Genomic DNA, 25,961 nt, shown 5'->3' with positions numbered 1-25,961 from the left:
CCCACAGGACCTATAGATGAGATTCTTCGCCAACCTGTTCCTGCTCCTGTTCATCGCCGACGGGAGCCTTTCGCTTTTGGACGAACTGGCCTCGCTCCTTTTCCCGCTGGTCCCCCTTTCCGGGCTGCGCGGCCTTCTGGCCAACGCCGTCATCCTGATCGCGATACCGCTCTACCTGAGCCTCGGCATCGACCGGCGGCTCCCCAAACGGCTCTTCCTACCCCTCATCCTGTTCGTTTTCTGGTGCCCGCTCTCCATATGGTTCTTCCCCTCCCTCGGTGCCTTCAAGCTGTACGGCCTGATCATGGCGGCGCTGCAGGTAGGGCTCGGCACCTTCCTCGTCTCCAGGTTCAACGACAACCCGGCGGCGCCGCTTACCCTTCCCCCCACGCTCTTCGAGGCGCCATACTTCGACCTGCGCAACACGCTGGTGTTCGTCGGCGTGAACCTATTCGTCCTCCCGCTGGCCCTGGCGACGGCGGCGCTCTTCGCGGCCAACTCGTACGCCACCGAGGCCACCGGCGGCTTCATGAACGTGTCCCCCCGGGGTCTCTACATGGCGGAACGCACCTATCGGCGCGGCGACCGCACCGTTAAGCTAGCAGCCATGATCCACATCGGCGAGAAGGATTACTACGACCAGGTGGCACGGCTGGTTCCTGCGGGGAACACCATAGTGCTGGCCGAAGGGGTCGCCGACGAGAAGGGGAAGCTCAAAAACAAGTTCGACTACCACAAGGTGGCGAACCTGTTGGGACTCGCCTCGCAGGAAAAGCTCCTTTTCAAGGGAAGGGTGATCGGGCCCAATGAGCTGCAAGCCCCAGGCAAGCCGGAGGGAAAGGCACAGGCGGGGCCGGATATCCTGCGGGCGGACGTGGACCTGAGCGCCTTCCGCCCGGAGACCATGATGCTTCTGGACGCCATGGGGAAACACCTGAGCGGGAACCCTTCCGCCCTCGACGGCCTGCTGAAGCTTAACCGGTGGGCGGAGAAGAACATCACGCCTGCCATGTACGCCGTGATCATGGACGACATCCTGCAGCGCAGGAACAAGGTGGTGGTCCAGTACCTGGACCAGGCGCTGAAGCGCTACCAGACCGTGGTGATCCCCTGGGGCGCCCTGCACATGAAAGGTATTGAAGCGGAGGTTCTAGCGCGGGGTTTCGTGCTGCAAGAGGAACAAAAGCGGCTGAGCGTCGACTTCCGCAGGATACTGGCCCCTACTCCACCCCCCAGAGCACGTCCAGGAAGTTCTTCAGTATCCGCGCAGTAAGCCCCCATATCTCGTCATCGCCGTAGCGGTAGAAGTACATGGGGAAGTCCTTCCTCCCCTTGTAGTCCCAGTACTCCATCCGGAAAAACTCGGGCTTCTCGAAATGGGAAAGCGGCACCTCGATGAGGCGCTCTATCTCGGCGTCGTTGACGGTGAGCGTGTAGTTCGCGGGGAAGACGCCGACTACGGGCGTCACCAGGTAGTTGTGTATGGAGTGGCAGTCGTCGAGCTCGCCCAGGATCTCGACGTCATAGGGGGCGATGCCGACCTCCTCCCACGCCTCGCGGCGCGCGGTGTCGGCGCTGTCGAGGTCCCCGGGATCGCAGACGCCGCCGGGGAAGGAGATCTCGCCGCTGTGGTGGGTGAGATGGGGGGTTCTTTTGGTGAAGAGGAGATGGTACTCGCCGTTTTTCAGAAAGAGCGGCAGGAGTACGGCGGCGGGGACGGGCCCCGCCTCCATGGGAACGCGCGGGCGCGAGGCAAGGGAGGCCTTGAGCCTCTCCTTCAGCTCTCCGGGGTCCGCCGGCAGCTCCTGCCCGCGCCGCCCGATCAGAGCACCGGCTCCTTGGCCTTTTTCTTCAGCTCCGCAATGGTCGCCGCGTAGTCGGGGCTGTTGAAGACGGCGCTGCCGGCCACGAAAACGTCCGCCCCGGCATGGGAGATGCGCGCTATGTTGTCGATCTTGACGCCGCCGTCGACCTCGAGTTCCGCCTCGATGCCGCGCCGGTCCAGGGTGGCGCGCAGGGCCTGGATCTTCGGAATGCAGGCCTCGATGAACGACTGCCCGCCGAAACCGGGGTTCACCGTCATCAAGAGGATCAGGTCGAGTTCCTCCATCACGTAATCCAGAAGGTTAAGCGGGGTCGCCGGGTTCAGCGAGACGCCGGCCTTCTTCCCGAGCGATTTGATCAGCTGCACGGTGCGGTGCAGATGGTTGGTCGCCTCGGCGTGGACCACGATGATGTCCGAGCCCGCCTTGGCGAAATCGGGGATGTAGCGGTCCGGGTTGTCAATCATCAGGTGCACGTCGAGCGGAAGCGTAGTGACCCGGCGCGCCGCTTCCACGATCAGCGGGCCGATGGTGATGTTGGGGACGAACTGGCCGTCCATGACGTCGATGTGGACGTAGTCGGCGCCGCCGGCCTCGATGGCCTTGATTTCCTCGCCCAGCCGGGCGAAGTCTGCGGAAAGAATGGATGGAGCGATCTTTTTCATAAGGTCTCCTGCGTTGATTTTCACGATTGATCTTGCAGCCGTCGGCTACTTCCTCTTCAGGCGCGCCGAGAAGAAGCCGTCCATGCCGTCGCGGTGCGGCCAGCTCCTGAAGAAGCCGCGCTCGGTGAAGAGCGGCGCGAACTCCGGGAAGAGCGGGCGCAGGTCTTCCACGACGAACTCCGGATGCTGCGCGAGGAAGCTGTCCACCACGTACTCATTCTCCTGAATGCTGGTCGAGCAGGTGGCGTAGAGGATGGTCCCCTTCGGCTCCAGGTACCTGCAGAGGTTCTCCAGGATGCTGACCTGGGTGCGCGCCAGTTGCAGCAGGTCGTCGCCGGACTTGCTCCACTTCCCCTCCGGGTTGCGCCTGATCACGCCCAGGCCCGAGCAGGGGGCGTCCACCAGGATGCGGTGGAAGGTGGTCTCCTTGATGGCGTTGGAGGGGGCGGTGGCGTCCATGGTGAAGGTGCGCACCGAGTTGATCCCCAGCCGGTCGCAGGTCTCCTTGATCAGCCTGAGCTTCTTGTTGTTCACGTCGCAGGCGTAGATCTCGCCGGAGTCCTGCATCAGCTGCGCTATCTGGGTAGTCTTGCCGCCGGGGGCGGCGCAGGCGTCCAGCACCCGCTCCCCTTTTCCAGGGGCCAGGAACAGCGGGGCCAGCTGCGACGATTCGTCCTGCACCGTGAAGAGGCCGTCCCTGAAGGAAGGAAGCCTGGTGATCTGGCCGGACTGGTTCAGGCGGATGCCGTCGGGGGACCACGAGGTAGCGTTGCAGCTCACCCCCTCCCCGGCCAACCTCTGGATCAGCTCTTCGCGGGTGATGCGCAGCGTGTTGACCCTAACGGTCAAGGGGGGAGGTTCGGACATGGCGGCTGCCAGCTCCTCCGCTGCTTCGAGCCCTAGCTGCTCGCACCACTGCTGGGCGAGCCAGGCGGGATGGGAGTAGCGCGCGGCGAGGTATTCGGCGGGGCGCTCGGCGCGGTCGGGGTAGGCTATGGTGTCGCGGCCGCGGTCGGCGTTTCTCAGCACCGCGTTGATGAAGCCGGAGGCGCGCGGCGCCAGTTCCTTGGCCAGGTTCACCGTCTCGTTGACGGCGGCCGACACCGGGACCCGGTCCAGGAAGAAGCACTGGTAAATCCCCAGGCGCAACAAGAGCCGCACGAAAAGCTCTAGTTTCTCCGGTCTTTGCTTGGAAAACTGGGAGATGATGTAATCGAGCGTCCCCTGCCTGCGCAGCACGCCGTAGACCAGCTCGGTGAGCAGGCCCCGGTCGGCTCCCTTGATGATGTCCTTGGAAAGTTCATGGTCAATAAGGATGTCTGCGAAGGACTTTTCTTTCTCGATCCGGAGCAGGATATCGAAGGCGGCGCGGCGCGGGTTTTTGCTGGACAAAGAGTACTTCCTTTCAGGCGTGAGGTCTGGGCGAAGCCGGGGATCATTATATGCATTTCGCCCAAAACTGCAAGCTGTTAGGGGTTGACATAGGAAAAGGAGAGGCTACTCTTTAGCTCGTTGTTTAATGATAACCGTGAGGAGGGATCACAATGATAGCCTGGGAATCGGACATGGCAAAAGCCCTCGCACGGGGGAAGGCCGAGCAGAAGAGCGTGCTGGTTGAGTTTTTCAGCACCGAGTGCATCGGATGCAAACAGATGGAAGAGGTAACCTTCGCCGACCCGGCCGTCATCAACTTCATCTCCGACCACGTCATCCCGTTGCGCATCCCGGTGACCAACGCGGCGCACACCTCCGATTACCGGGTCATCTGGACCCCCACCATCATCACCATGGATTACTACGGCAAAGAGCACCAGCGCACCGTGGGCTTCCTCCCGGCGGACGAGATGGTGGGCTCGGCCCTTCTCGGCATGGGCAAGGTCAGCCTCGACTACGGGCAGTTCAGCGAGGCGGTGATCCAGTTCAACACCCTTTTAAACGGCTGCCCGGACTGCGCCTCCGCCCCAGAAGCGGTTTACCTGCGCGGGGTGGCACGCTACAAAACGAGCCACGCGCCCTCGGCGCTCAAGGACATATACCAGCAGCTCCTGGCGCAATACCCGGAAAGCGAGTGGACCAAGAGGGCCCACCCCTTCACGCTGCTTTGATCCTCCCCTCCACAGCCGGCGGGTTTTTCTCCTTCGGGGGCGGCAGCCATGTCGCCCCCTTTTTGCATCAACTGGCGGTGAGGCAGCAAAAGCCTTGCCTTTGGCATCACCTTTCGATGGAGAGATCTTGAGATTCCTGGACCACATCCTCTGGGGCCTGTTGTTGGTTTTCCTGGTCCTTCTCGCCCTGGTCTCCGCCGGGCATGCGCTGATCAACAAGCGCGACCCGCGCTCGGCGCTCGGGTGGATACTCACCAGCCTCGCCATGCCGCTTCTGGGCCCGCTCTTTTACTGGGGCATGGGAGTCAACCGCATCTACAGCAGGGCAAGGCGCTGGCACGAGGAGGCCGCCCCCCCCGCCCCGCCTCTTCCGCCAGACTCCCTCCCTTCGGCATCGCTTCCCCCCGAGCTTTCCTACCTGAGGGAGTTGCGCAACCTCTCCGAGCACGTGGTCAGCACCAGGCTTCTCACCGGCAACAACCTGACGCCGCTGGAAAACGGCGAGGAAGCTTACCCCGCCATGCTGGCCGCCATCGACAGGGCGGAAAGTTCGGTGCATCTTTGCACCTATATCTTCGACGGGGACGACACCGGCAAACGTTTCGTGATGGCGCTTTCGAGGGCGGCCGACCGCGGGGTCGAGGTGCGGGTGATCGTGGACAGCCTGGGGGAGAAGTATTCGAATCCTACGGCGCGGGAACTGCTCAAGGGGTCCGGGGTCAGGTTCCGCCGCTTCCTGCCGCTTCGGCCGGGGGGCTACCTGAACCTAAGGAACCACCGCAAGTTGCTGGTGGTGGATGGAAAGCTCGCCTTCACAGGGGGCATGAACATCGGCAGCAGGCATCTGGTCGCCAGCCGCCCGCCGGTGGTGAAGGACCTCCACTTCCAGGTCACCGGCCCGGTGGTGACGGACCTGCAGCGGACCTTTCTGGAGGACTGGAGCTTCGCCGGCGGCGCACAGCTCTCAGGGCCGCGCTACTTCCCGGAGTTGGTCCCCACTGGGAGCGCGCTGGTCCGGGCGGTAAGCGACGGGCCGGACAAGGAATTCAGGAAGCTCAACTGGATCATCCTGGGAGCCCTCTCCTGCGCCAGGCGCAGGGTCACCATAGTCACCCCATACTTCATTCCCGACCGGCCGCTGATCTCGGCCCTGATCACCGCGGCCCTCAGGGGGGTGGCCATCACCCTGGTGCTCCCTGAGGTCAACAACCTCCCCTACGTGCAGTGGGCCAGCCGATCCTACCTTTGGGAGTTGCTGCAGCAGGGGGTCCGCATCTTCGCGCAGCCTCCCCCCTTCGTCCACACCAAGTTCATGGTGGTAGACGGAAGCTGGAGCCTGATCGGCAGCGCCAATCTCGACCCGAGGAGCTTGAGGCTCAACTTCGAGTTCAACCTGGAGGTGTACGACCTCCAGTTCGCGCGCCTTCTGGAGGAGCGCTGCCAGGCGACCCTGGAGCTATCCCGGGAACTCACCCTCGCCGAAATGGACGGCCGCCCCCTCGTCATCAAGCTTAGGGACGCCACAGCGAAGCTTTTCTCCCCCTACCTGTAACCCGCTCGGCACCGCCTCCCCTGCCTGGTCGTCAAAGAGCGAAACCCGGTTCTTGCCCCGCCTCTTGCTGCGGTACATCGCCAGGTCCGCCTTCTTCACAATGGTGCGCAACTCCTCGCCGTCACGCGGGAAGGATGCCACCCCGGCAGAAAGCGTTCCCTGGACCAGTTCTCCCTCGAAGGAAAAAGGAGAGGCGTGCATGACGCGAACGATCCTCTCCACGGCAGCTACGATGTTTTGCTGCTCCTGCCCGGCAAACATGATGATGAATTCGTCCCCGCCAAACCTGGCGGCCACGTCGCTCTCCCTGATATTGGAGGCGATGATGCGCGCGGTCCACTTGATCAGCTCAGTCCCAGCCAGATGCCCGTGCCGGTCGTTTATCTGCTTCAGGTTGTCCGCGTCCAGCATGCAGATGGAGAACGGGGTGCCGTAGCGCTTCGAAATCTTTTCCTGCTGCAGCGCAAGCGCCTCGAAGCTGCGCATGTTGTTTAGCTGGGTGAGGTCGTCGGTGAGCGAAAGCCGCTCCACCTCGGCGCGCGCGCTCTCCGCCTCGCCTCGCAGCAGCGCCCCCAGATGGGCGATCAAGATGAAGGGGAAGATCTTCACGACGTGTCCACCGATGTCGTACCAGAAACTGGGGGACTGGAAGGAGGCGAGCAAGGTATAGAGGGCGATGGTCAGGCCGGTCATGATGAAGGCGATCCAGCGCCCGAGGGTGAGCGAGGTCGCCATCAGGATCAGGTACAAAACCGAGATGAAGGGGCTGGAAGTTTTGCCGGTAAACCAACTGACGGCGACGGCGTACAAAAGCAGCAGGACCAGGTCGAGTAGAGTTTTGGTTTCGCCCCGGCGCAGCAGAAACCGCGCCGAAGCCTTGTAGCAGACAAGCCCCAGCGAACAGAAGAGCACAATGATGGTACTGCGGCTATCGACGTGCAGAAGCGATATGTCGAGCAGCACCAGTGCCAGGAGAAGCCAGGTTATGACACCCAGGACCCGGTCGTGGCCGGCGTACCTGGCCATCACATCTGCGCTAATCCACTCCTTTTTCTCGATCATCCAAGCCGCCTGTCCATAAATCGTTTGAGCAGGGATGCCCCTGTCAATGGATCGTATCGGCGGATATCGCAGAAACTAAATGTCTTTCCCGGTTATTTATGACCTCGAAGGGCGCGCCCGCCGAAGGTGGCGAGCAAAACCGCGAAATTTATCAGCACGATGGTGGCGCCGGAGGGGAGGTTCATCACGAAGGAGAGGGATATTCCGCAGATCACCGTCACCACCCCGATCACCGCCGCGGTAACGATGGCCGACTTGAACCCCTTGGCGATCTGCAAGGCGGATACAGCAGGGATTATCAAGAGCGCTGAAATCAGCATGATCCCCACCACCTTCATGGCCAGAACCACGGTCAGCGCCGTCATCAGCACCAGCACCGTATTGATCCGCTCGGTGTCGATGCCGGAACTCTTGGCGAGGTCCTCGTCGAAGGTGCTGGCGAAGAGTTCGTTGTAAAACATCACCACGCAGGCGATGACGATGACAAAGAGCAAAGCCGCTATCACCAGCTCGCTGCTGCTGATGGAGAGGATGTTCCCGAACAGGTAGCTGAAGAGGTCGACGTTGAAGCCGCCGGCGACGCTGGCCAGCATGACGCCGGTGGCGATGCCGATGGCCGAGACGATGCCGATGGCGGCGTCGCCGTAGATCCTCGCCTTTTGCGCCAGCTGCAGGATCCCCATCGACGAGGCGAGCACCACCGGGATGATGGCAAGGGTCATGTAGACCGACTGCAGCCTGAAAAGGAGCGCCAGCGCCACGCTGCCGAAGGTGACGTGCGCCAGGCCGTCGCCGATCAGGGAAAGGCGGCGCAGCACGAGGAACACCCCGAGCACCGAGCAGAGGATAGCGATCAGCGAGCCGCCGACGAGCGCCCTCTGCATGAAGCCGTAGCTGAGCATTTCCGTAATTATCATTAAAACCTCAGGAGAACCAGGGGCTAGGGGCTGGGGCTAGAAAACCCATACCCGCCCACCCCGTCACCCGATTCTCATTGTTTGTTAACCTACAGCTGAAAACCGGTCGTTTCTTTCCAGTCCCTAGCCCCTAGCCCCTAGCCCCTAGCCCCTAGTCCCTGCCTTTAGCCCCCAGCCCCTGCCTTTAGTGCCTGTGGCAGACCAAGTGCTGGCCGTGCTCCCCGAAGAACCCTGTCATCTCGCTTGAGTTGCAGAAGTCTTCGAAGTCCCCGTAGAAGATGACCTTCTTGTCCAGGTAGAGCAGGTGGCTCGCGTACTTTCCTATGGTGGCCGTGTCGTGGGTCACCAGCAGCACGGTCGACTTCCGCTCCCGGTTCATCTCGAAAGTGAGCTTGTAAAAGCTCTCGCGGGTTTCCGGGTCGAGGGCGGTGGTCGGCTCGTCCAGGACCAGAAGCTCCGGGTCGTTCACCAGCGCCCGCGCCAGAAGCACGCGCTGCCTGAGCCCACCCGACAGCTCGCCGATCATGCTGCCCCGGATGTTCGAAATCCCCATCCACTCCATGGTCCGGTCCACCGCCGCCGCATCCTCACGGCTGAAGCGCCGGGGAAACTTCTTGGCCGAAAGCCTCCCCAACCGGATCACCTCGTCTACGGTCGCCGGGAAATGCGGGTTGAAAAACTGCAGCCCTTGCGGCAGGTAGCCGATGCGGTCCCAGCGCTGGAAGCTCGACTTCGGCGTCCCGAGGAGGCTGACCTCCCCCGAGGTCGGGGCAAGCAGCCCCAGGATCACCTTGACGAGCGTGCTCTTCCCCGAGCCGTTCGGCCCGCAGATGCCAAGGTAATCGCCCCGGTTGACGCTGAAGCAGACGTCCTGGAGCGCCTCGCTGCCGTGATAGCCTGCACAAAGATTCTGTACGCTCAGTGCCTTGTCTTTCATTGCAGCCCCGCCTTCAAGTTCCGCAGGTTGTCTTCCATAAGCGAGATGAAGCTGACGCCGCGCGCCAGGTCGTCGCGGGTCACGTTATGCCCCGCCCGCAGCATGAGCACCTTGGCGCCGGTCTCCCTGGCGATCGTTTCGGCGATCCGCGGGCTCAACAGCTCCTCCGTGTAGACGTACTGCAGCTTTTCGCGGCGCATGATCTGCACCAGTTCCGCCAGCTTGGCCGGCGTCGGCTCGGCGTCGGCGTTAACCGCCGAGGCGGAGATGTATTGGAGCCCGTACCGCCGCGCCAGGTAGCCGAATGCGTAGTGTCCCCCGTGCAGCAGCACCTTCTTGGGGCATTGCGACAGGGTCTGCCGGAAGCGCTGGTCGAGTGAGACCAGATCCGCGATGAGCTTGGCTGCGTTTTGCTGGTAGTAGGCCTTGTTGGCCGGATCCCGGCCGATGAACGCGTCTTGGATATTGCGGGCGATGACCTGGGCGTTGCCGAAATCGAGCCAGACATGGGGATCGGCTTTCGCGTGCGCCTCGCGGTGCGGGTCGTACGGATCCGGTTCGGGGGGCTGCAGAGCGATCCCCTGGCTCCCCTCCACGATCCCTACCCTGCCCCGGTCAATCGCGTTGACGATCGAGGAGGCCCACGGCTCCATCACCGGGTTGGTGTAGATGAAAAGGTCGGCGTGGTTCACCCGCACCACGTCCTCCGGGCGGGGCTCGAAGCTGTGCGGCTCGATACCGGGGGGGAGCAGTAAAGTGACCTGCGCCTTTTCGCCGCCGATCTTCTTGGCGAAGTCGTAGAGCGGAAACAGCGTGGTCACCACCTGGAGCTTGTCGCTTTTCCCCTCCGGCCTGCTGCAGCCGGAAGCGATCAGGGCCATAAGGAGCATCAGCATCAGTAAGCGTTTCACGCGGTAACCCCCTTGTCGGCGCAGCCGCTGCAAAGGCCGTTCAACTGCAGAATGTGTGAGAGCACTTTTCCTCCGTTACGCAGGCTCACCTCGCGCTCCAGCGCCTCGATCCCGCAGGAAGGGATGTCCTCGACCTTGCGGCAGGAGAGGCAGACGAAGTGGTGGTGATGCTCGCGGTTGCTGCAAAAGTAGTAATAAAGCTGCCGGTTGGGATGAATCACCTTGGTAAGTATCCCGCTGGCCGCCAGCTCCTCCAGGATCCGGTACACGGTGGGAAGCCCCAGGCGGTCGAAGCGGTGGCGCAGGCGTTTCCAAAGCTCCTCTGGGCTGGCGTATCCCTTCTCCGCCTCCAGCATCCCCAGTATTGCCAGCCGCTTCGGTGTGGCCTTCATGTTGAACTGCTTCAAAGCCAGTGCGTGACGCTGCTCCATGACTTCCTCTAAATGGAAATGATTTCGTTTTAGGATAGTCATCGCAACCTCGATGTCAAGGAAAACTTTGTATTTATTGTAATTAAAGGTTGCTTCGTGTTACCATCCCGAGCCATCCGGTCATATCGCATGGTCATGCGGGGCTTTAACGTAGACAGGCAATCCAGATTAAAATGTTGCAAGCAACTGCAATAGCGATATTAACTAGTTGCTTTTATTAAGGGTATTGATCCAACTATTGGCTCTTCTATTGCAGCGCCCAGCCGATAGCAGAACGTGTGATGCAATTCAATTGGAAGGGCCATATGCAAAACGAAACCTGCAACTATAGGGATTATTTCCATGCAGGGCAAAAAGCCAGGGTAGAGGTGGCACTCCCCGAGGACCGCGTCTTCAACGACGGCGCCATAGTCACGTCCGTTGACGACACCGAGATACGGCTGCGGCTTTTCCGGGAAAGGTTGCCCGCCGATGTGCATCTGCATCAGGCACCGCTTGTAGTCAGGGTTGGGGTGAGCGGCAACAGCTACCGCTGCAAAGGCGTGGTGCTGGGCAATCTTACCGAAGAGGAACTGCGGGTCGAATTCGTCGACCGCGTGACCCCCGAAGACCAGAGGGAATACTTCCGATTGGCTACCGAGATCCCGGTGATCCTCTTCAACGTCACCGCCGGCACCGCCGAGGAAAGCGGCTCCGGTGGACTGAGGGTCGCCTCGCAGGACAGCCTGCCGCGCATAGTCAATATCAGCGGCGGCGGCTTGAAGACTGAAACCGAGATGGCCATGACGTGCGACGACATCGTCTACGCCACCTTCCACCTCCCCCTCTCCGAGCCCAAGGTAGTACCTGTCGTGGCGCAGGTCATGCACAGTGAGACCATCAAGCACGGCGACGGCGTCATCTACAGCGCCGGGCTTCGCTTCATGCACATCAACGAGAGGGACCGCGACGCCATAGTGCGCTTCGTCTGTAACGAGGAGATCAAGAGGATCAGGGTCAGCCGGAAAGATTTCTACTCCCTGGCCAGCAGCTGAAAGCGACTTCTCCGCCTGGCGCTCAGAAGAACCAGCGGAAGGAAAGATTTGAATAGGTACTGAGATGCAATGGCCCTTCGGTTAATTCCGAAAGGCCATTATTTTTCTCGGCGTTCCCATAAGTTCAGATCATGCCTTTCGAAGCAGTTCCAGCAGGCGCTCATTTTCCTCTCTCAGCCGCACCGCCACCCGGAAGAACCGCCCGTCCAGCCCCTCGAAGTTCCCGCAGTCTCTCACCAGCACCCCCTCCGGCATCAGCCTTTCGCGGATCTCGCTTGCACTCCGTCCGTCGCAGATCTCGACCAGCAAATAGTTGGCGCGGGAAGAAAACACGCTCAGGCCGGCAATAGAGGCAAGTCCCTCTGCCAGGCGCTCGCGTTCGGCGTCCACGTATTCCCTGGTGCGCAGGCAATAATCCGCGTCGTCCAAAGACGCCACGCCTGCGACCTGGGCGGCAGTGTTCACGCTCCAGGGGTCTTGCAGCGCGGCGATGGCCTCTACCATCTGCGGCGCGGCAATGGCGTATCCCAGCCGCAACCCCGGAATGGCGAAGAACTTGGTCATGGACCGCAGCAGGACCGCCCGCGGAGATTGGCGCACCAGGTACTTTGCCGACTCCTCCTCGCAGAAATCCATGAACGCCTCGTCCAGCACCAGGAATGCCCCGTGCTCCCGGCAGAGTTCCACCACCGCCTCTATCTCGCGTAGCGGCAAAAGCGCTCCGGTGGGGTTGCCTGGGTTGCAGATGAAGACCATGTCCACCCCTTCCCCGAGCTTTTCCCAGAGCAGGGGGAGCGGCAGGGCGAAGTTATCGGCGCTGGACAGGGTGAGATAGTCGATCTCCCAACCGGATGACTCCAGCGCCTCGGCGTACTCGGCGAAAGCCGGCGCCACGATAAGTCCCTTTTTCCCGCCCACCACCCGTGGGAGTAGATGTATCAGCTCGGTAGAACCGCTGGCAACGGCGATCTCAGCCGTGCTCACCCCGTGGTACTGAGCGATCCGTTCCCTCAATTCGTCGGCACCCTTGTCGGGGTAATGGACCAGGCGGTCCAGGCAGCGGACCAGTGCGTCGCGCACACCCGGCGCCATCCCCAGCGGGTTGATGCTCGCCGAGAAGTCGAGGATCTGCTCCGGCGCCACGCCGAGCATCCTGGCCACCGCAAAGACGTTGCCGCCATGTTCGTGGCTTTTCGGGTCCTTGCCGGATAGCGAAGGGTTGTGTGGTCTGACCAAGGGCAAATCCCCCCTGCCCCCCCTTCGCAAAGGGGGGAACGCGAGTTCTCGTGCAGCACTTCGTGAACAAATATCCCTGCGGATCCCCCGAATCCCAATGAACCGGTTCCCCCTCCCCCTGCGTGAGGGGGCTAGGGGGTGGGGGAAGGTGGTTAACGGAAAGTCATCGCAACTAAATACAACAAGACCAAAAGGAGTTCGCTGCCGTACATGAGCCGCACCACGCCGCTATAGGCCGCAAGCGTGAGCGGCACCGCCGGATCCCCGATGGTCGGCTTCTCAACGACCCTGCCGAAGTAGCGGTTGGCGCCCCCGAGTCTCACCCCGAGGGCACCCGCTGCCGCAGCCTCGGGATAACCGCTGTTGGGGGAAGAATGGTTGCGGCCGTCGCGGCGCATGATGCGCCAGGCGCCGCTGCCGCTCAAGGCGCAGATGGGGGCGGCGAGGACCATGAGGAGCGCGGTGAGCCGGGCCGGAACGTAGTTGGCGAGGTCGTCGAAGCGGGCCGAGGCCCAGCCGAACTCGAGATAGCGCTCGTTCTTGTACCCCACCATGGAATCCAGCGTGTTCACCGCCTTGTAGGCGATGGCGAGCGGGGGGCCGCCGAGCATCAGGTAGAAAAGCGGCGCGATCACCCCGTCGCCGGTATTCTCGGCCACCGTCTCCACCGCCCCGCGGACGATTTCCGGCTCGTCCAGACCGGCGGTCTCCCGCCCAACGATGTAGGAAAGCGCCAGCCTTGCCCCCGGCAGGTCGCCCCGGCTGAGGGCCTGCGCCACCTTTGCCGACTCCACGTGCAGCGAGCGCGCGGCGAGCGAGACCCAGGCGAGGTACACCCCGGCGACGAACACAGCTAGGGGCGAGATGAGCGCGGCACCGTACAAAAGGAGTGCAGCAGCGCCGTAGCTCACGCCGACCGTGACCAGAAGGAGAACCACCCCCGCCGCGCGGAGGTTGCCGAAGACCCGGCGCAGCACCCCCTCCAGGAAAGAAATCATCTTCCCGATGGCAACCACCGGATGCGGCAGCCGGCGCGGGTCGCCCAGCACCAGGTCGAGCGCCACCGCCGCCAGGACGATCACCGCATCCTCAGGCAAAAAGTTCATTCACATTGCAGATCCCGAAGATCCGCTCCAGGTCCAGGTGCTCTTCCATGTGGTCGGCCAACTGGTCGAATGGATCCGCAACCTGCGCCGCCTCCGCCAGTTCCGGCATCTCCTTCGCGCGCCGGATCCGGTTCAGGAATGCGGTCCTGAAACCGTGGTTATCGAAGATGCCGTGCAGGTAGGTACCGAACACCCGCCCGTCCTGCGACACCGCGCCGTCCTCTGTACTGGTGGCGCCGCCGGAGCGCCTCGCAATCCGGGCGAAGGGGAGCGCCCCGCTGCCAAGGACGCTCTCTCCCAGGTGGATCTCGTACCCGGTGAGCGCGGCAGCAGCACCCGACACCAGCCCCTGCCCCGCCTCCAGCAGCGTCGCCTCGACCAGGTGGGTCTGCTTCTCCTTGAGCATGGTGGCCACCACGTCAAGAAGGCCAAGCCCCGCCTCGCTGTCGTGGGCGGATTCCACCCGCTCCGGATCGAGCACCATGTTCCCCAGCATCTGATACCCGCCGCAGATCCCCACCACCGGCCCCTTGAACTGGGCTACGGCGGTGAACATCCCGTTTTCCTTGAGAAGGGCCAAATCCGCCAGCGTCGACTTGGTTCCGGGGAGGATCAGCAGGTCCAGCGAATCGACCTGGCGCGGCGAGTCGATGTAGTGGAGCTCGACATCCGGCTCGGCCTCAAGCGCGCTGAAGTCGGTGTAGTTGGAGATCCTGGAGAGGCGGACCACGCCGACCAGCAGCTTCGCCCCCTCTTTCGCGGCCGGTTTGGCGCGCCTTTGCAGGGCGACGCTGTCCTCCTCCGGAAGCGATATTCCCTTGAACCAGGGGAGCACACCCAGGACCGGGACCCCGGTGCGCTGTTCCACGTACTCGATCCCCGGCGTAAGCAGCGAGGCGTCGCCGCGGAACTTGTTGATGATGACCCCCTTGACCAGCGCCTTCTCCTCAGGCGTCAGCAGTTCCAGGGTGCCGACGATCTGCGCGAAGACCCCGCCCCGGTCGATGTCGGCCACGAGAATGGCCGGCGCCCCCGCCATGTCCGCCACCTTGAGGTTGGCGATGTCGTGGGCGCGCAGGTTGATCTCAGCAATGCTACCCGCCCCCTCCATCACGATGAAGTCGAAGCGCTCCTTGAGCCTTTGGAAGCTCTCTTTCACCTTCAGGAAAGCCTCCGGCTTGTAGGCGTTGTACTCCTTCACCCCCATGTTGCGCACCACCCGACCCTGCACGATCACTTGGCTCCCGGTGTCGGAGTTCGGCTTCAGGAGGATCGGGTTCATGTCCGTGTGCGGCTCGATGCCGCACGCCTCCGCCTGCACCCCTTGGGCGCGGCCGATTTCTCCCCCCTCCGGCGTCACCGCCGAGTTGAGCGCCATGTTCTGCGACTTGAAGGGAGCGACCGAGACGCCGCGGCGTTTCAGGATGCGGCAGAACCCGGCGGTGATGACGGACTTGCCGACATCCGAACCGGTGCCGCAGAACATCAACGCCTGCGCGTTGGACGCAGGTGCTGCAGCGCTAGCCTGCTGCTTCCGCCCCCTTTTCCTTTCCTCGCCCCGGGTCGCGTAGCCGCGGGGGGTCACGATGCGACCATCGTCCGAAAGGCGGGTCGAGGCGTTGCCGATGATGACGATGGAGAACATGTCGATGGGGTGCGTGAGCATCTCCCCCAGCGTGGTGACGATGCGCTCCTCCCCCTCGCGGCAAGCGTTCCTGACGATTCCCACCGGAACTTTGGGACCGCGCGCGGCGATGAGAATGGCCTGGGCCTCCTCGATCTGGGTGACCCGTCCCTTGCTGCGCGGGTTGTAGAGGGCGACCACGAAGTCGGCGGAGGCCGCGGCATGCAGCCTCTGCCGGATGGTGTCGAGCGGGGTCAAAAGGTCAGAGAGCGAGATCACGGCGAAGTCGTGCATGAGCGGAGCGCCCAGGACCGACGCCGCAGCCTGCACCGCGGAAACACCGGGGACGATCACTATCTCCACTCCTGGGTATGGGAAAGGCGCGCCGTCGCCGGGGGCGTCAGCCAGCTCCAGGGCAAGGCCCGCCATGCCGTAGATCCCCGCGTCGCCGCTGGAAACCAGCGCCACCGTCTTCCCGGTCGCGGCGATGGCGAGCGCCTCCGAGCAGCGTTCCACCTCCCGCATCATCCCCGAGGAAACAACCTCCTTGCCGGAGAGGAGCGGCTCGATGAAATCCAAGTACGTCTTGTAGCCCACGACGACATCAGCCTTCTCGACCGCCTCGCGCGCCTCGAAGGTCATATGATTCAGGCCGCCAGGGCCGATTCCCACTACGAAAAGCTTCGACATCAAAAACCTCTTAAATCAACTGCATCGCACGCGGATGACGCGGATCAAAAACGATAACCGCGGATCAAACGAACCCATAAACACACCCAACTAAACAACTGAAAATCCTCACATCTTTAAAACGATTAGGCTTCAGATTAATCCGCCTCTATCCGCGTCATCCGCGTAATCCGTGTGCGATGCCCTTCTGCGCTATCGCCAAGGTGACGTTGCCGTCCTTCACCTTCTTCAAGATCAGCGTCCCGCCCCCCGCTGCCAGCAGCGCCGCCGGTTCGGCGACGCCGCGCGCGCCGATGGCGGCCATGGCATGCGCCGAGGGGGGAGAGGGGGCGGCGACGGCGTTTAACTCCTCGTTCTCGAAAAAGAGCAGCGGGACTCCCAGTTTGGCGGCGAAGGCCAGAAGCCCTTCCTCATCATCCTTGGCCCTTGCCGTCGCCAGGCACTTGACACTCTTGATGGAAAGGCCCAATTGATCCAGGTTCGCCATGACCACCGCTTCGATCTCTTCCGCGGCAGTCCCCCTGTTGCAGCCGATGCCTAGATGAAGATCTACCGGACGCAGCACCAGGGTACGTTGTGAATCAAACGCGGAAGGAACCGTCCGGTTGGTCACCAGGACCACGCCCGCAGCACCCGAGGCAGCGGCCGTTTCCGCATCGGCCACGAAAGTGAGGTTCCCCCTCCCCGCGCAGTAACTCCTCACCCTGTCCGTCGGGTCCGCCACCGCGATCTCCCGTCCCTCCAGGAGAAAAGCGTTCAGCACCTTCACCCGCGACAGGTCGTCGATGACCCAGCCGTTCTCCTGCGCCAGCAGGTCGAACGAGGGGAGGTCGTTGGCATCGGTTGCCGTGGTGACCACGGGGGTGCATCCGGTAAGGGACGCGCAGGTGTCAGCCAGTGCGTTGGCACCCCCCAGATGGCCGGACAAAAGCGAGACCGCGAACTTGCCGGCGTCGTCGAGCACCACCACGGCGGGGTCCCGGTCCTTGGCCTGCAAAAGCGGCGCGATGCAGCGCACCACGATACCCGTCGCCATGATGCAGATAAAGCCGCCGTACTCCGGCCAAAGGCGCGAGATCAAAGCCGGCACCGGCTCCGAGAAGGGTTGGCTGGCGGCCGTCGCGTGCTTCTCGATCACGAAGAGCCGGCTCCCGGGGATTCCCCTTTGCAGCGTTTCCCCCAGGCGCGCGCCGTTCCCGGTTATGGCGATGATCGCTACTTGCATCGAACCTCGGCCCATACGTCCCCCCCTTTGCGAAGAGGGGACAGGGGGGATTTGCCTTTTTATCGGTACATCCGAACTTCTCTGCCTCTGCGTCTTCAGCTGACGATCCCTTCCCGGCAGCCGTGGGTGAACCCCTTGTCGTAGAGAAGCGACTTCGCCTTCATCCCTTCGCTGCGGGCGCGCAGCACGTCGCCCACTACGATGAGCGCCTGCTTGCCGATCCCGGCGTCCCTCACCTTGCCGGCAATGTCAGCCAGAGTTCCGCGGATCACCTGCTCGTCGGCCCAGCTCGCCTTGGCGACCACGGCGACCGGCGTGTCGGGCTGGTAGGCGCCGCTCAAAAGCTCAGCCACGACCTTCTCGACCATGGAAATGGAAAGGTAAATCACCAACGTGGCGCCTATTGTCGCGATGTTCGCCAGCTGCTCCCGCTCGGGGACCGGGGTCCTTCCAGCCAGCCGCGTGATGACGACGGTCTGGGAAACCTCGGGGAGGGTCAGCTCCTGCTTCAGGGCGGCAGCGGCGGCAAAGGCGCTGGTCACGCCGGGGACCACGTCGTACCCGATACCCAGCCGGTCCAGCTCCTCCATCTGCTCCTGGATGGCGCCGTAGATCGAGGGGTCGCCGGTGTGCAGGCGGACCGCCTTCTCGCCGTCCATGACGGCCTGGGCCAGGACCTTGGTGGTCTGCTCCAGGTCCATCCCGGCGGAGTCGAAAACACGGGCATCGGGGGCGTAGGTGCGGACCAGCTCGCGGTCGACCAGGCTCCCGGCATAGACGACCACGTCGGCCTCGCGCAAAAGGCGCGCGCCCTTCACGGTAATCAACTCGGCATCGCCGGGTCCGGCGCCGACGAAATGTACTTTGTTCTGCTCGTTCACGAAATACCTTCTAGATGGGGTTGGGATTACAGGGTCAACAGAGTTCCCTCCCCTGGAGGGGGAGGGTTAGGAGGGGGAATTTCTGAATTCGAGTCCGAGCCCCCCTCCCAGCCTCTCCCCTCCGGGGGGAGGAGTAAGAGGCGGAGAAGCTGCATCTATAGTTACAGCGGGTTCTTCCGCACGATCAGCATGGAGAGGTAATCGAGCTTCTGCCCCACCAGCGCCTCCAGGTCGTGATGCACCTCTTCCTCGGGGGAGCCGACCCTACGCACGAACACGCCCCCGCGCTCGCGCCCCAGCTCCTTCAAAACCGCATAGACGGTGTCGAAGACGCGGCTTACCTTCATAAGCACCACGGTGTCGAATTCCTGCAGGGTCTTCTTGAGCTCGTCGTGCTCATAGGTGGCGGGAAGTATGGCGATCCGCTCCGCCGCGAGCCCCAGGGGGAGCCCCGAGACTGCCGAGGCAGCGAGGATGCTGGAAATGCCGGGGACGACCTCTATCTTGATCTCCGGGTACTTGGCGAGAAAAATCCTGTGGATGTAAAGGTAGGTGGAGTACAGGAAGGGATCGCCGATGGTGATGAAAGCAACGTCTTTGCCCGCGGCGATACGCTGCGCCACCTGGTCGGCCGCTTCCTCCCAGAAGGGATCGAGCCCCTGCTGGTCCTTGACCATGGGAAAGACCTGGACCAGCACCTCCTGGCGCTCCCGGTCGAGAAATTGTTCCACGATGGAAAGCGCGTAGCTTCCCGCCTCGGCGGCCCCGGTCGGCGCGCAGATCACGTCCACGCTCCTCAGGATGCGCTCCGCCTTGCGGGTCAAAAGTTCCGGATCGCCCGGTCCGACACCTACGGCATAGACAACGGCCACTACTCCTCCCCTTTCCAGGCTGCGATCACGTAGACCGGGTTGTGGGCGGCGAACATCTTGTACTCGGTGAGGTTGCGGGTCTTGGAGATGTTGACGCAGGTGACCTCCACCGTGTAGCCGTGGTCCTCCAAAAACTCCACCGACTTGGTCAGCGTATCGAGCGTCACCGCGTTGATGACGATGAAGCCGTCCGGCTTCAGGCGCTTGTCGACCGCGTCGATGATCTCTTCCAGCATGCCGCCGGAGCCCCCTATGAAGACGCGGTCCGCGTCCGGAAGCTCCTCCAGCCCTTCGGGGGCGAAGGCCTCGACCACCATCACGTTGCGCGCGGCGAACTTCTTCAGGTTCTCCTTCAAGAAGACCAGGTACTGCGGGTTTTTCTCCAGCGCGAAGATGCGCCCGTTGGGCATCAGGTTGGCCGCCTCGATGGAGACGGAGCCGCTGCCGGCGCCGATGTCCCACATCACCAGGTCGTCCTGCAACTGCAACTTGCCAAGCGTAATGGCCCGGACCTCCTCCTTGGTGATCAGCTTCTTCGCGGTGGCGAACTCGTCGTCGCGGATGCCGATCATCGGGTAGTTCTGCAGGTTCGGTTCCCAGGTCTTGATCAGGATCAGGATGTTGAGCGGCGAGCAGGTCAGCTCGGCGAGCCCCTTCACGTCGGTCTTGGTGAATTTCTCGGAGGCAAGCCCCAGGTCCTCGCAGACCCAGGCCTCGTACCCTTCGGCGCCGCGCGCGATCAGCTCGCGGGCAAGGACCGCCGGGGTGTTGACGCTGTCGGTTAGGATGGCGATTTTTTCGGAGGCGATGATGCGGTCCAGCGCCGGCTTGATGCCGCGGCCGTGCACCGAGACGAAGGTGGCGTCATCCCAGGGTTCCTTGATGCGGGCAAAGGCATACTGGACGCTGGTGACGTTGGGATAGATCTCGACCCGGTCCTTGGGGAGGTTGCGCAGCAGGAAGCGTGCGATCCCGAAGAAGTTGGGGTCGCCGGAACCTAAGACTACGGCCCTCTTGTCGGTGGTCTTCAGGTATTCCAGCGTGATGGAAAGGTCGTCCAGGAGGCGCTTCTCGCCCTTGAATTCGGGGAAGATGTCCAAAAGCCGCTTGTGCCCGATCAGGACCTGGGCGCCTTCGATCACTTCGAGAGCCTGCTTCCCGAAACCTTCCCATCCCTCGATTCCCGCGCCGACAAGATAGATCTTTTGCTGTGGCATGGTCCGCTCCTTTCGATCATTGCACGCGATAAATGGCAAATAAAAAACTGCTTGAGCTACGGCGTGAAGTACAAAAGCTCGCCGTGGTATCCCGCCAGCATCACCCGCGCCTTCACCCAGGGCGCCACTTCGGCGCAGACCTTGAGCACACGGGAGCAGACCAGTTCGATGACGGCCAGGTTGTACCCGGATGCCTCAAGCAGGTGGCGTGCGGTGTTCGCCTCGCGCGCCATCTGCTCCAGGTGCGCCGTGGCAGGCACTTCCCTCAGCCACCAGGCCAGCGCATCCAGGTCCATCTGGGACGAGGTCACGTGGGTCTGCTCGTGACCGCAGGCGATCTTCACCAGCTTGGCGAACTGCCCGGCGACCACGACTTCCGGAACCTCTTTGCTGGCGCAACTCCTCATCGCGTAGCCGAAGTGATCCCCCATCATGACGAAGGCCTCCTCGCTCAGGGCGAGGTGCTTCTGCGCCACGATCTCGGAACTCCTCCCGGTGGCAAGGACGACGGTGCGCGCGCCGCAGGCCAAAGCTACGTCGACCGAGGCGTCCACCGTGTCGGTCCAGGCCTTCGCCGAGATCGGCTTGACGATCCCGGTGGTCCCGAGGATGGAGAGCCCGCCGACGATCCCCAGCCGCTCGTTGAGGGTCTTCTTCGCCAGTTCCTCCCCGTTGGGGATGCTGATGCTGAAGGTGAGCGTCGCCGGAATGCAGCGTAGCGCGAAGACCTCTTTCACCACTTCCAGGATCATGCTGCGCGGCACCGGATTTATCGCCCACTCGCCCACCGGGACCGCGAGCCCCGGCTTGGTGACCCGGCCGATGCCGGTCCCCCCCTCGATCACGATCCGGTTCTTGGTGAAGAACTCGATGCTGGCGGTGACGTGGATTTCGGCGCCGTTGGTGACGTCCGGGTCGTCCCCGGCATCCTTCACGACGTAACACGAAGCCGTGTTGTCGCGCAGCACTCCCCCGTGGACCTGGAAGCTCGCTCCGATGCCGCAGGGAAGCATCAGTTCAACCTCGTGAACCATTCCCTGGTCCCGCAGCATCTGGGCGGCCGCCTTGACGGCGGCAGCGGCACATGCACCGGTGGTGAAACCGTATCTGAGTTCTTTCCCGCTCATAGGTCATCCAATGGGAAACGGGTTGGATTGCATTTCATTTGAAGGGGACGCTCACGGAAGCGTCGACACCTGTGTAGGCTCACCCTGTAGAGGGAGCTTTCCAGGGGGGCAGGCACCTGACGGAGCCAGTCCCCTTGGCCCATCCTTTAGAGGGAGCTTTCCGCCTGGATCAGAATTGCGTTCATCACTGCCGCGGCGACGTTGGAGCCCCCCTTGCGGCCGGTGTTGGTGATGAAGGGTAGTTCCGGGAAATCCTTTGCCAGTTCCTTCAGGGCTTCCTTGCTCTCGGCCGCGCCGACGAATCCCACCGGGAGCGCCACGATCAGCCTGGGCCTCACCCTTTCCTCGCGGATGAGCCGGATCAGCTCGTAGAGTGCGGTCGGCGCGTTGCCGATTACGAAGATGCCGTTTTTGGGATCCCGCGCCCCCTTGCGCATGGCGACGATGGAGCGGGTGATCAACTGCGCCTTGGCGTCCTTGGCGACCTGCGGGTCTGCGACGTAGCACGACACCAGCACGCCGAACTGCTTGAGCCGCTCCTTGCTCATCCCCGAGATGATCATCGTTGTGTCGGTGACGATGCCGCAACCGGCCTTCAGTGCCGCGATGCCGCTATCCACGGCACTCTTGGCGATAAACATGCTGCGGGCGTAATCGAAGTCGGCGCTGGTGTGGATGGCGCGGCGCACCAGCGGCCAATCCTGCGCCGACCAGTCATGGGGCCCCAACTCCTCTTCGATGATCCGGAAAGACTCCGCCTCGATCTCTTCGGGGCGCATGTGCACCGACATCAGTGCCACCTCTCCTCGGTCAGGGTCTCGGCGATCCTTTCCACTACCACTTCGGCCAGCTTGTCGTGCACGCCTAGGTGCTTCCCAAGAACCATCTCGATGCCGGGGTGGCGCTTTCTCGCCTGGGCCAGCTCCTCGGGGAGGTCCTCAAGGACGTGGGCCCCCATATAGAGGAAATACGGCACCAGGAGAATGCGCTGCGCCCCCTTTGCCACGCAGGCGTCCACACCCTGCTGTATGTTCGGAAGATGCTGCTCGCGAAAAGAGACCTCGACGATGTCGAACTTGGTCATTCTCTGCACCAGTGCCGCTATCTCGTGTACCGCGTCGTTTGCCTCGGCGATCCTGCTGCCGTGCGCCATGATCAGTAAAGCTGTGCTCATCGTCTCTCCAAAAGGTTTAATCTCTTTGTTGCCATCAAGCCTTTGCCCACCCTTTGCGGTACTCCCCGATCAGCTTCTCCACTACCTTCCTGGAGGGGGCCTTCCAGGGGCCGACGGCGGCGAGGGTAAGGTTGCTGGGATCAAAAAGCACCCGGGCCGTTTCCCTTATCTGCTCCGGTGCGATCGAGGCCACCTCGGCCCGATCCTCGTCTATGGTACGCACCAGGGTCATCAACTCTCCCCAGCCGTAACGTACCTGCATCTCGTAGGTGGAATCGGAGCTGTATTCCAGGTCGTAGAAGTAACCTTCCTTCACCCTTGAGAGTTCCGCGTCCCCGACCTCCTCGAAAGCGAGGCTCTTCACCTCGTGCAGCACCTCGGAGACCGCCAGCACCAGGTTCTCCGGCGCGGTGGCAAGCTCGATGGCGAAGGCGCCTGTTTCCTCGTAGGCGGAAAGGGAGGCATCGACCGAGTAGACGATCCCCAATTTTTCCCTGAGGGAAAGATGCAGTCTGGAGCTCCCGCCGCCGCAGAGGATGCGGCGCATCAGCCGCAGCGCCATGATCCGTTTGTCGTACCTGGCGAAGCCGCGGAAGGCTATCTGCAGGTTCACCTGGCTGTCCGAATCCTTGACGAAGACCGAACGGGGCTCTTCCTGCAGTTCGTGCACCGGCGCCGGGAGAGGGGGCTTCGCGCCGGACCAGCCGGCGAAGTGCTTTTCGCAGGAGGCGAAGAAGGTCTGCGCGTCATGCCTTCCCGCGGCGACTATCACCGCGTTTTCCGGCACGTAATGATCCTGGAGGTACCCCCGCAGGTCCTCCTCGGTGAAACCCTTGATGCTCTCCAGGTACCCTATGGTCGGAGTCCCCAGCGGGTGCCCGGGCCAAAGGAGCTTCGAGCAGAGGTTGCTGGTGTTGGTCTCCTCGCCGCGCTCGTTGATGTCCTCAAGCGCCTCCTCGGTGATGATCCGCTTCTCGATCTCGATACCCTCGAGCGTAGGAGCGAGGAGCATGGAGGTAAAAAGCCGGATCCCTTCCGGGACCTGGTCCGGATGAACCCTGGAGAAGTAGCAGGTGGTCTCTTCGTCGGTAGCCGCGTTGACGCTGCCGCCGATCGCCTCGAAGGCGATTTCGAGCTCAAGACTGGTGGCGAATTCGCTGGAGCCGCGAAACAGCATGTGCTCCAGAAAGTGTGAGATGCCGGCTTTGCCAGGGGTGTCGTTGCGGCCGCCGGCCTTGATGTAGATGGCGATCTCCGCGCTGTGCAGATGCGGCATCTCGACTGAGACGAGGCGCAATCCGTTGGGGAGAACCTTCTTGGTGCAACTGAGCATCAAACCTCCGGGAGTCAGAGTGCCGCCCCCTTCAGGGTGAACCAGGCAACCGCCGCGTAGCGGGCCAGCTTGCCGGAGGCAACCAAGAGGGTGAAGCGGACGAAGCTTATCTTTAACACGCCCCCGACCAGGCAAAGCGGATCGCCTATCACAGGCAAAAAGCTGAATAGAAGGGAAATGGAACCGAAGCGATGGTAGAACCTCTCGGCCTTTTGGGTGCTGGCGTCGTCCATGCGGAGCACGCGCCGCTTGAGGAAATCCCCGCCGTAGAGCCCGATCCAGTAGGTGCTGAGCGCTCCCAGGTAATTTCCCGCGGTGGCAACGGCGACGACGGCCCAGGCCTTTTCCCCCGCCAAAAGCATCGTCACCACCATCCACTCCGAACCCAGCGGCAAAAGCGTAGAGGCGAGAAAGCTCAGTATAAACAGGGAATAGAGCCCGTAGTTGACCAGCCAGTCTTGCATTCCGGTCAAATTAGCGGAAAGGCTGCGGATTGTCAAACAACTTGAGTCGCAACGGCGCCAACTTTTTTCTTGACATTGAGGCCATGAGATGGCATTTAGGCAACCATGATCAACACTGGCTACTTTACCTTTACTAACTTTTACTTTTGGTACGGCTTTTATTTTAGGCCGTCGCCCCGGGTAGAGGTGTAAGTTTAGGTAGCTGGTACTAAATTACGAACCGAAAGCCGGGGTGGACTGGATCCTCCCCCTACTTTACGGTTCGCAGCATCATTCTACGAATACTTGAGGCCGGGGGAGAAATCCTTCCGGCCTTTTCTCTTTCGGGGACCAAAAGGGGAGCGAGTATGATCGTAGTCATGAAAGCAGGAGCGGCCAAAAAAGAACGCGATGCGGTAACCAAGAGGATCAAGGAACTGGGGTACACCCCGCACATCATCCATGGCACCACCCGCGACGTCATCGGCGCAGTCGGCGACGAGCGTGGCAAGAGCGTCTTGCAGACGCTGGAGTCGATGCAGGGGGTCGAGAGCGTCGTCCCCATCCTGCAGCCCTACAAGCTCGCCTCCAAGGAAGTTAAGAAAGAGGCGAGCATCGTCCGCATCTCCGATACCCTCGCCATCGGCGGCAAGGAGCTGGTGGTGATGGCGGGACCATGCTCCGTCGAAAACGAAGAGCAGATCATCGAGTCGGCCATCGCCGTCAAGGCGGCCGGCGCCCAGATGCTGCGCGGCGGCGCCTTCAAGCCCCGCACCTCCCCCTACTCCTTCCAGGGGCTCGAGGAAGAAGGGCTTAAGCTTTTGGCAAAAGCCAGGGAGACAACCGGCCTTCCCTTCGTCACCGAGGTCATCGACCCTGATTCCGTGGATCTCGTCGCCTCCTACTCAGACATGCTCCAGATCGGGGCGCGCAACTCCCAGAACTTCGCCCTGCTGAAGAAGGTCGGGCAGATCGACAAGCCGATCCTCTTGAAGCGCGGCATGTCCATAACCATCCAGGAGTTCCTGATGAGCGCCGAGTACATCATGAGCGAGGGGAACCAGTCCGTCATTCTCTGCGAGCGCGGCATCAGGACCTTCGAGACCGCCACCAGAAACACCCTCGACCTCTCCGCCATTCCCGTTTTGAAGTCGAAGACGCATCTTCCCATCGTCATCGACCCCTCCCACGGCACCGGCAATTACCACTACATAGCGCCCATGTCCTTCGCCGCGGTAGCCGCAGGCGCCGACGGGCTCATCATCGAGGTGCATCCGGATCCGGAGAAGGCATCCTCCGACGGACCCCAGTCGCTCAAGCCGAAGAAGTTCCAGGCCTTGATGGACAAGCTGCGGCTCTTCGCAGAAGCCGCGGACAAAACACTCGGCGCGTAGCCGGGATCTCCATAAGATGGAAGCAGGGATCAGGGGCAGGGAGGGGGGTATCCCCCTCCTGGCCTCCTCCAGGACAGGGATCGCGAATAAGTACGCCAGAGACAAATCCCCCCCCGCCCCCCTTCGCAAAGGGGGGAGCCCCTCTGGTTCCCAAGCTCCAGCTTGGGAACCCACGGCAACGCAAAGCTCCAGCTTTGCACCA

The 25,961-nt window shown here is 62.4% G+C and carries 25 protein-coding genes; 5 read left to right on the top strand and 20 right to left on the bottom strand.

The features are described 5' to 3' along the window. The first annotated feature begins 16 nt into the window (after positions 1–16). Entirely contained in the window at positions 17–1,273 is a 1,257-nt protein-coding gene (locus tag K419_RS22075; RefSeq protein WP_051293035.1) for a hypothetical protein, read from the top strand. Here the strand turns inward: K419_RS22075 and K419_RS0113810 are convergent. The 3 genes from K419_RS0113810 to rsmB all read right to left on the bottom strand — a co-directional run bounded on the left by K419_RS0113810 (position 1,221) and on the right by rsmB (position 3,880). Continuing rightward, the gene (locus K419_RS0113810) at positions 1,221–1,733 is read right to left on the bottom strand and encodes an NUDIX hydrolase (RefSeq protein ID WP_156912214.1); all 513 of its coding nucleotides are present in this window, start codon (positions 1,731–1,733) and stop codon (positions 1,221–1,223) included. The two genes, K419_RS22075 and K419_RS0113810, sit on opposite strands and share 53 nt — an antisense overlap. 89 nt (positions 1,734–1,822) lie before the next feature. Then, a complete protein-coding gene (gene rpe, locus K419_RS0113805; RefSeq protein ID WP_026842116.1) occupies positions 1,823–2,488 on the bottom strand; it encodes a ribulose-phosphate 3-epimerase in 666 nt (221 codons plus the stop codon). Between the two features lie 45 nt (positions 2,489–2,533). Beyond that, a complete protein-coding gene (gene rsmB / locus K419_RS0113800; RefSeq protein WP_026842115.1) occupies positions 2,534–3,880 on the bottom strand; it encodes a 16S rRNA (cytosine(967)-C(5))-methyltransferase RsmB in 1,347 nt (448 codons plus the stop codon). A gap of 152 nt (positions 3,881–4,032) precedes the next feature. On the opposite strand from rsmB, the gene K419_RS0113795 reads away from it, so the two are divergent. Next, positions 4,033–4,593: a thioredoxin family protein gene (locus tag K419_RS0113795; RefSeq protein WP_026842114.1), complete on the top strand. Its 561-nt coding sequence runs from the start codon at positions 4,033–4,035 to the stop codon at positions 4,591–4,593. A 127-nt stretch (positions 4,594–4,720) separates the two neighbouring features. Continuing rightward, complete coding sequence (cls, locus tag K419_RS0113790) at positions 4,721–6,145, top strand: cardiolipin synthase (protein ID WP_026842113.1); 1,425 nt, start codon at positions 4,721–4,723, stop codon at positions 6,143–6,145. Here cls and K419_RS22070 read toward each other — a convergent pair. The 5 genes from K419_RS22070 to K419_RS0113765 form a co-directional block, all read right to left on the bottom strand. Beyond that, on the bottom strand, positions 6,050–7,207 hold the full coding sequence (locus K419_RS22070; protein ID WP_035497251.1) for a GGDEF domain-containing protein: 1,158 nt from the start codon (positions 7,205–7,207) through the stop codon (positions 6,050–6,052). The genes cls and K419_RS22070 overlap by 96 nt on opposite strands. A 92-nt stretch (positions 7,208–7,299) precedes the next feature. Continuing rightward, the gene (locus K419_RS0113780) at positions 7,300–8,124 is read right to left on the bottom strand and encodes a metal ABC transporter permease (RefSeq protein ID WP_026842112.1); all 825 of its coding nucleotides are present in this window, start codon (positions 8,122–8,124) and stop codon (positions 7,300–7,302) included. Between the two features lie 184 nt (positions 8,125–8,308). Further along, complete coding sequence (locus K419_RS0113775) at positions 8,309–9,061, bottom strand: metal ABC transporter ATP-binding protein (protein WP_026842111.1); 753 nt, start codon at positions 9,059–9,061, stop codon at positions 8,309–8,311. Next, complete coding sequence (locus tag K419_RS0113770) at positions 9,058–9,972, bottom strand: metal ABC transporter substrate-binding protein (RefSeq protein WP_026842110.1); 915 nt, start codon at positions 9,970–9,972, stop codon at positions 9,058–9,060. The genes K419_RS0113775 and K419_RS0113770 overlap by 4 nt, the downstream gene beginning before the upstream one ends. Next, complete coding sequence (locus K419_RS0113765; RefSeq protein WP_026842109.1) at positions 9,969–10,403, bottom strand: Fur family transcriptional regulator; 435 nt, start codon at positions 10,401–10,403, stop codon at positions 9,969–9,971. Before K419_RS0113765 ends, K419_RS0113770 begins: the two co-directional genes overlap by 4 nt. A 305-nt stretch (positions 10,404–10,708) precedes the next feature. On the opposite strand from K419_RS0113765, the gene K419_RS0113760 reads away from it, so the two are divergent. After that, entirely contained in the window at positions 10,709–11,437 is a 729-nt protein-coding gene (locus K419_RS0113760; RefSeq protein ID WP_026842108.1) for a PilZ-like domain-containing protein, read from the top strand. A gap of 129 nt (positions 11,438–11,566) precedes the next feature. Here the strand turns inward: K419_RS0113760 and cobD are convergent, their stop codons facing one another. The 12 genes from cobD to K419_RS0113700 form a co-directional block, all read right to left on the bottom strand. Next, a complete protein-coding gene (cobD, locus tag K419_RS0113755; RefSeq protein WP_318842534.1) occupies positions 11,567–12,673 on the bottom strand; it encodes a threonine-phosphate decarboxylase CobD in 1,107 nt (368 codons plus the stop codon). Between the two features lie 152 nt (positions 12,674–12,825). Then, the gene (cbiB, locus tag K419_RS0113750; protein ID WP_026842106.1) at positions 12,826–13,779 is read right to left on the bottom strand and encodes an adenosylcobinamide-phosphate synthase CbiB; all 954 of its coding nucleotides are present in this window, start codon (positions 13,777–13,779) and stop codon (positions 12,826–12,828) included. Further along, a complete protein-coding gene (locus K419_RS0113745) occupies positions 13,763–16,093 on the bottom strand; it encodes a cobyric acid synthase (RefSeq protein ID WP_026842105.1) in 2,331 nt (776 codons plus the stop codon). The genes cbiB and K419_RS0113745 overlap by 17 nt, the downstream gene beginning before the upstream one ends. Before the next feature lie 157 nt (positions 16,094–16,250). Next, positions 16,251–17,318 (bottom strand): cobalt-precorrin 5A hydrolase, encoded by a 1,068-nt coding sequence (locus tag K419_RS0113740; RefSeq protein WP_026842104.1) that lies wholly within the window; start codon positions 17,316–17,318, stop codon positions 16,251–16,253. Between the two features lie 95 nt (positions 17,319–17,413). Further along, positions 17,414–18,199, bottom strand: a complete 786-nt coding sequence (cobM, locus tag K419_RS0113735; protein WP_026842103.1) for a precorrin-4 C(11)-methyltransferase — start codon at positions 18,197–18,199, stop codon at positions 17,414–17,416. Positions 18,200–18,360: 161 nt separating this feature from the next. Beyond that, positions 18,361–19,071 (bottom strand): precorrin-2 C(20)-methyltransferase, encoded by a 711-nt coding sequence (gene cobI, locus K419_RS0113730; protein ID WP_026842102.1) that lies wholly within the window; start codon positions 19,069–19,071, stop codon positions 18,361–18,363. Next, on the bottom strand, positions 19,071–20,288 hold the full coding sequence (locus K419_RS0113725; protein ID WP_026842101.1) for a bifunctional cobalt-precorrin-7 (C(5))-methyltransferase/cobalt-precorrin-6B (C(15))-methyltransferase: 1,218 nt from the start codon (positions 20,286–20,288) through the stop codon (positions 19,071–19,073). The genes cobI and K419_RS0113725 overlap by 1 nt, the downstream gene beginning before the upstream one ends. 56 nt (positions 20,289–20,344) lie before the next feature. Then, positions 20,345–21,415 carry a cobalt-precorrin-5B (C(1))-methyltransferase CbiD gene (gene cbiD / locus K419_RS0113720; RefSeq protein ID WP_026842100.1) on the bottom strand — a complete coding sequence of 357 codons (1,071 nt, stop codon included), beginning with the start codon at positions 21,413–21,415 and terminating at the stop codon, positions 20,345–20,347. A gap of 146 nt (positions 21,416–21,561) precedes the next feature. Then, positions 21,562–22,206, bottom strand: coding sequence for a precorrin-8X methylmutase (locus K419_RS0113715; protein WP_026842099.1), 645 nt, complete (start codon positions 22,204–22,206; stop codon positions 21,562–21,564). Continuing rightward, the gene (locus K419_RS0113710; RefSeq protein WP_026842098.1) at positions 22,206–22,589 is read right to left on the bottom strand and encodes a sirohydrochlorin chelatase; all 384 of its coding nucleotides are present in this window, start codon (positions 22,587–22,589) and stop codon (positions 22,206–22,208) included. Before K419_RS0113710 ends, K419_RS0113715 begins: the two co-directional genes overlap by 1 nt. A 34-nt stretch (positions 22,590–22,623) precedes the next feature. Then, positions 22,624–23,922: a M16 family metallopeptidase gene (locus K419_RS0113705; RefSeq protein WP_026842097.1), complete on the bottom strand. Its 1,299-nt coding sequence runs from the start codon at positions 23,920–23,922 to the stop codon at positions 22,624–22,626. 14 nt (positions 23,923–23,936) lie between these two features. Then, positions 23,937–24,386, bottom strand: a complete 450-nt coding sequence (locus K419_RS0113700) for a YqaA family protein (protein ID WP_026842096.1) — start codon at positions 24,384–24,386, stop codon at positions 23,937–23,939. A 347-nt stretch (positions 24,387–24,733) separates the two neighbouring features. Here K419_RS0113700 and aroF point away from each other — a divergent pair, with 347 nt between their 5' ends. Continuing rightward, positions 24,734–25,759 carry a 3-deoxy-7-phosphoheptulonate synthase gene (gene aroF, locus K419_RS0113695; protein WP_026842095.1) on the top strand — a complete coding sequence of 342 codons (1,026 nt, stop codon included), beginning with the start codon at positions 24,734–24,736 and terminating at the stop codon, positions 25,757–25,759. Positions 25,760–25,961: the final 202 nt, after the last annotated feature.

It is taken from the genome of Citrifermentans bremense R1 (assembly GCF_000426865.1).
Classification (GTDB): domain Bacteria; phylum Desulfobacterota; class Desulfuromonadia; order Geobacterales; family Geobacteraceae; genus Geomonas; species Geomonas bremensis.
This window is presented reverse-complemented; position numbering and strand designations above follow the sequence as displayed.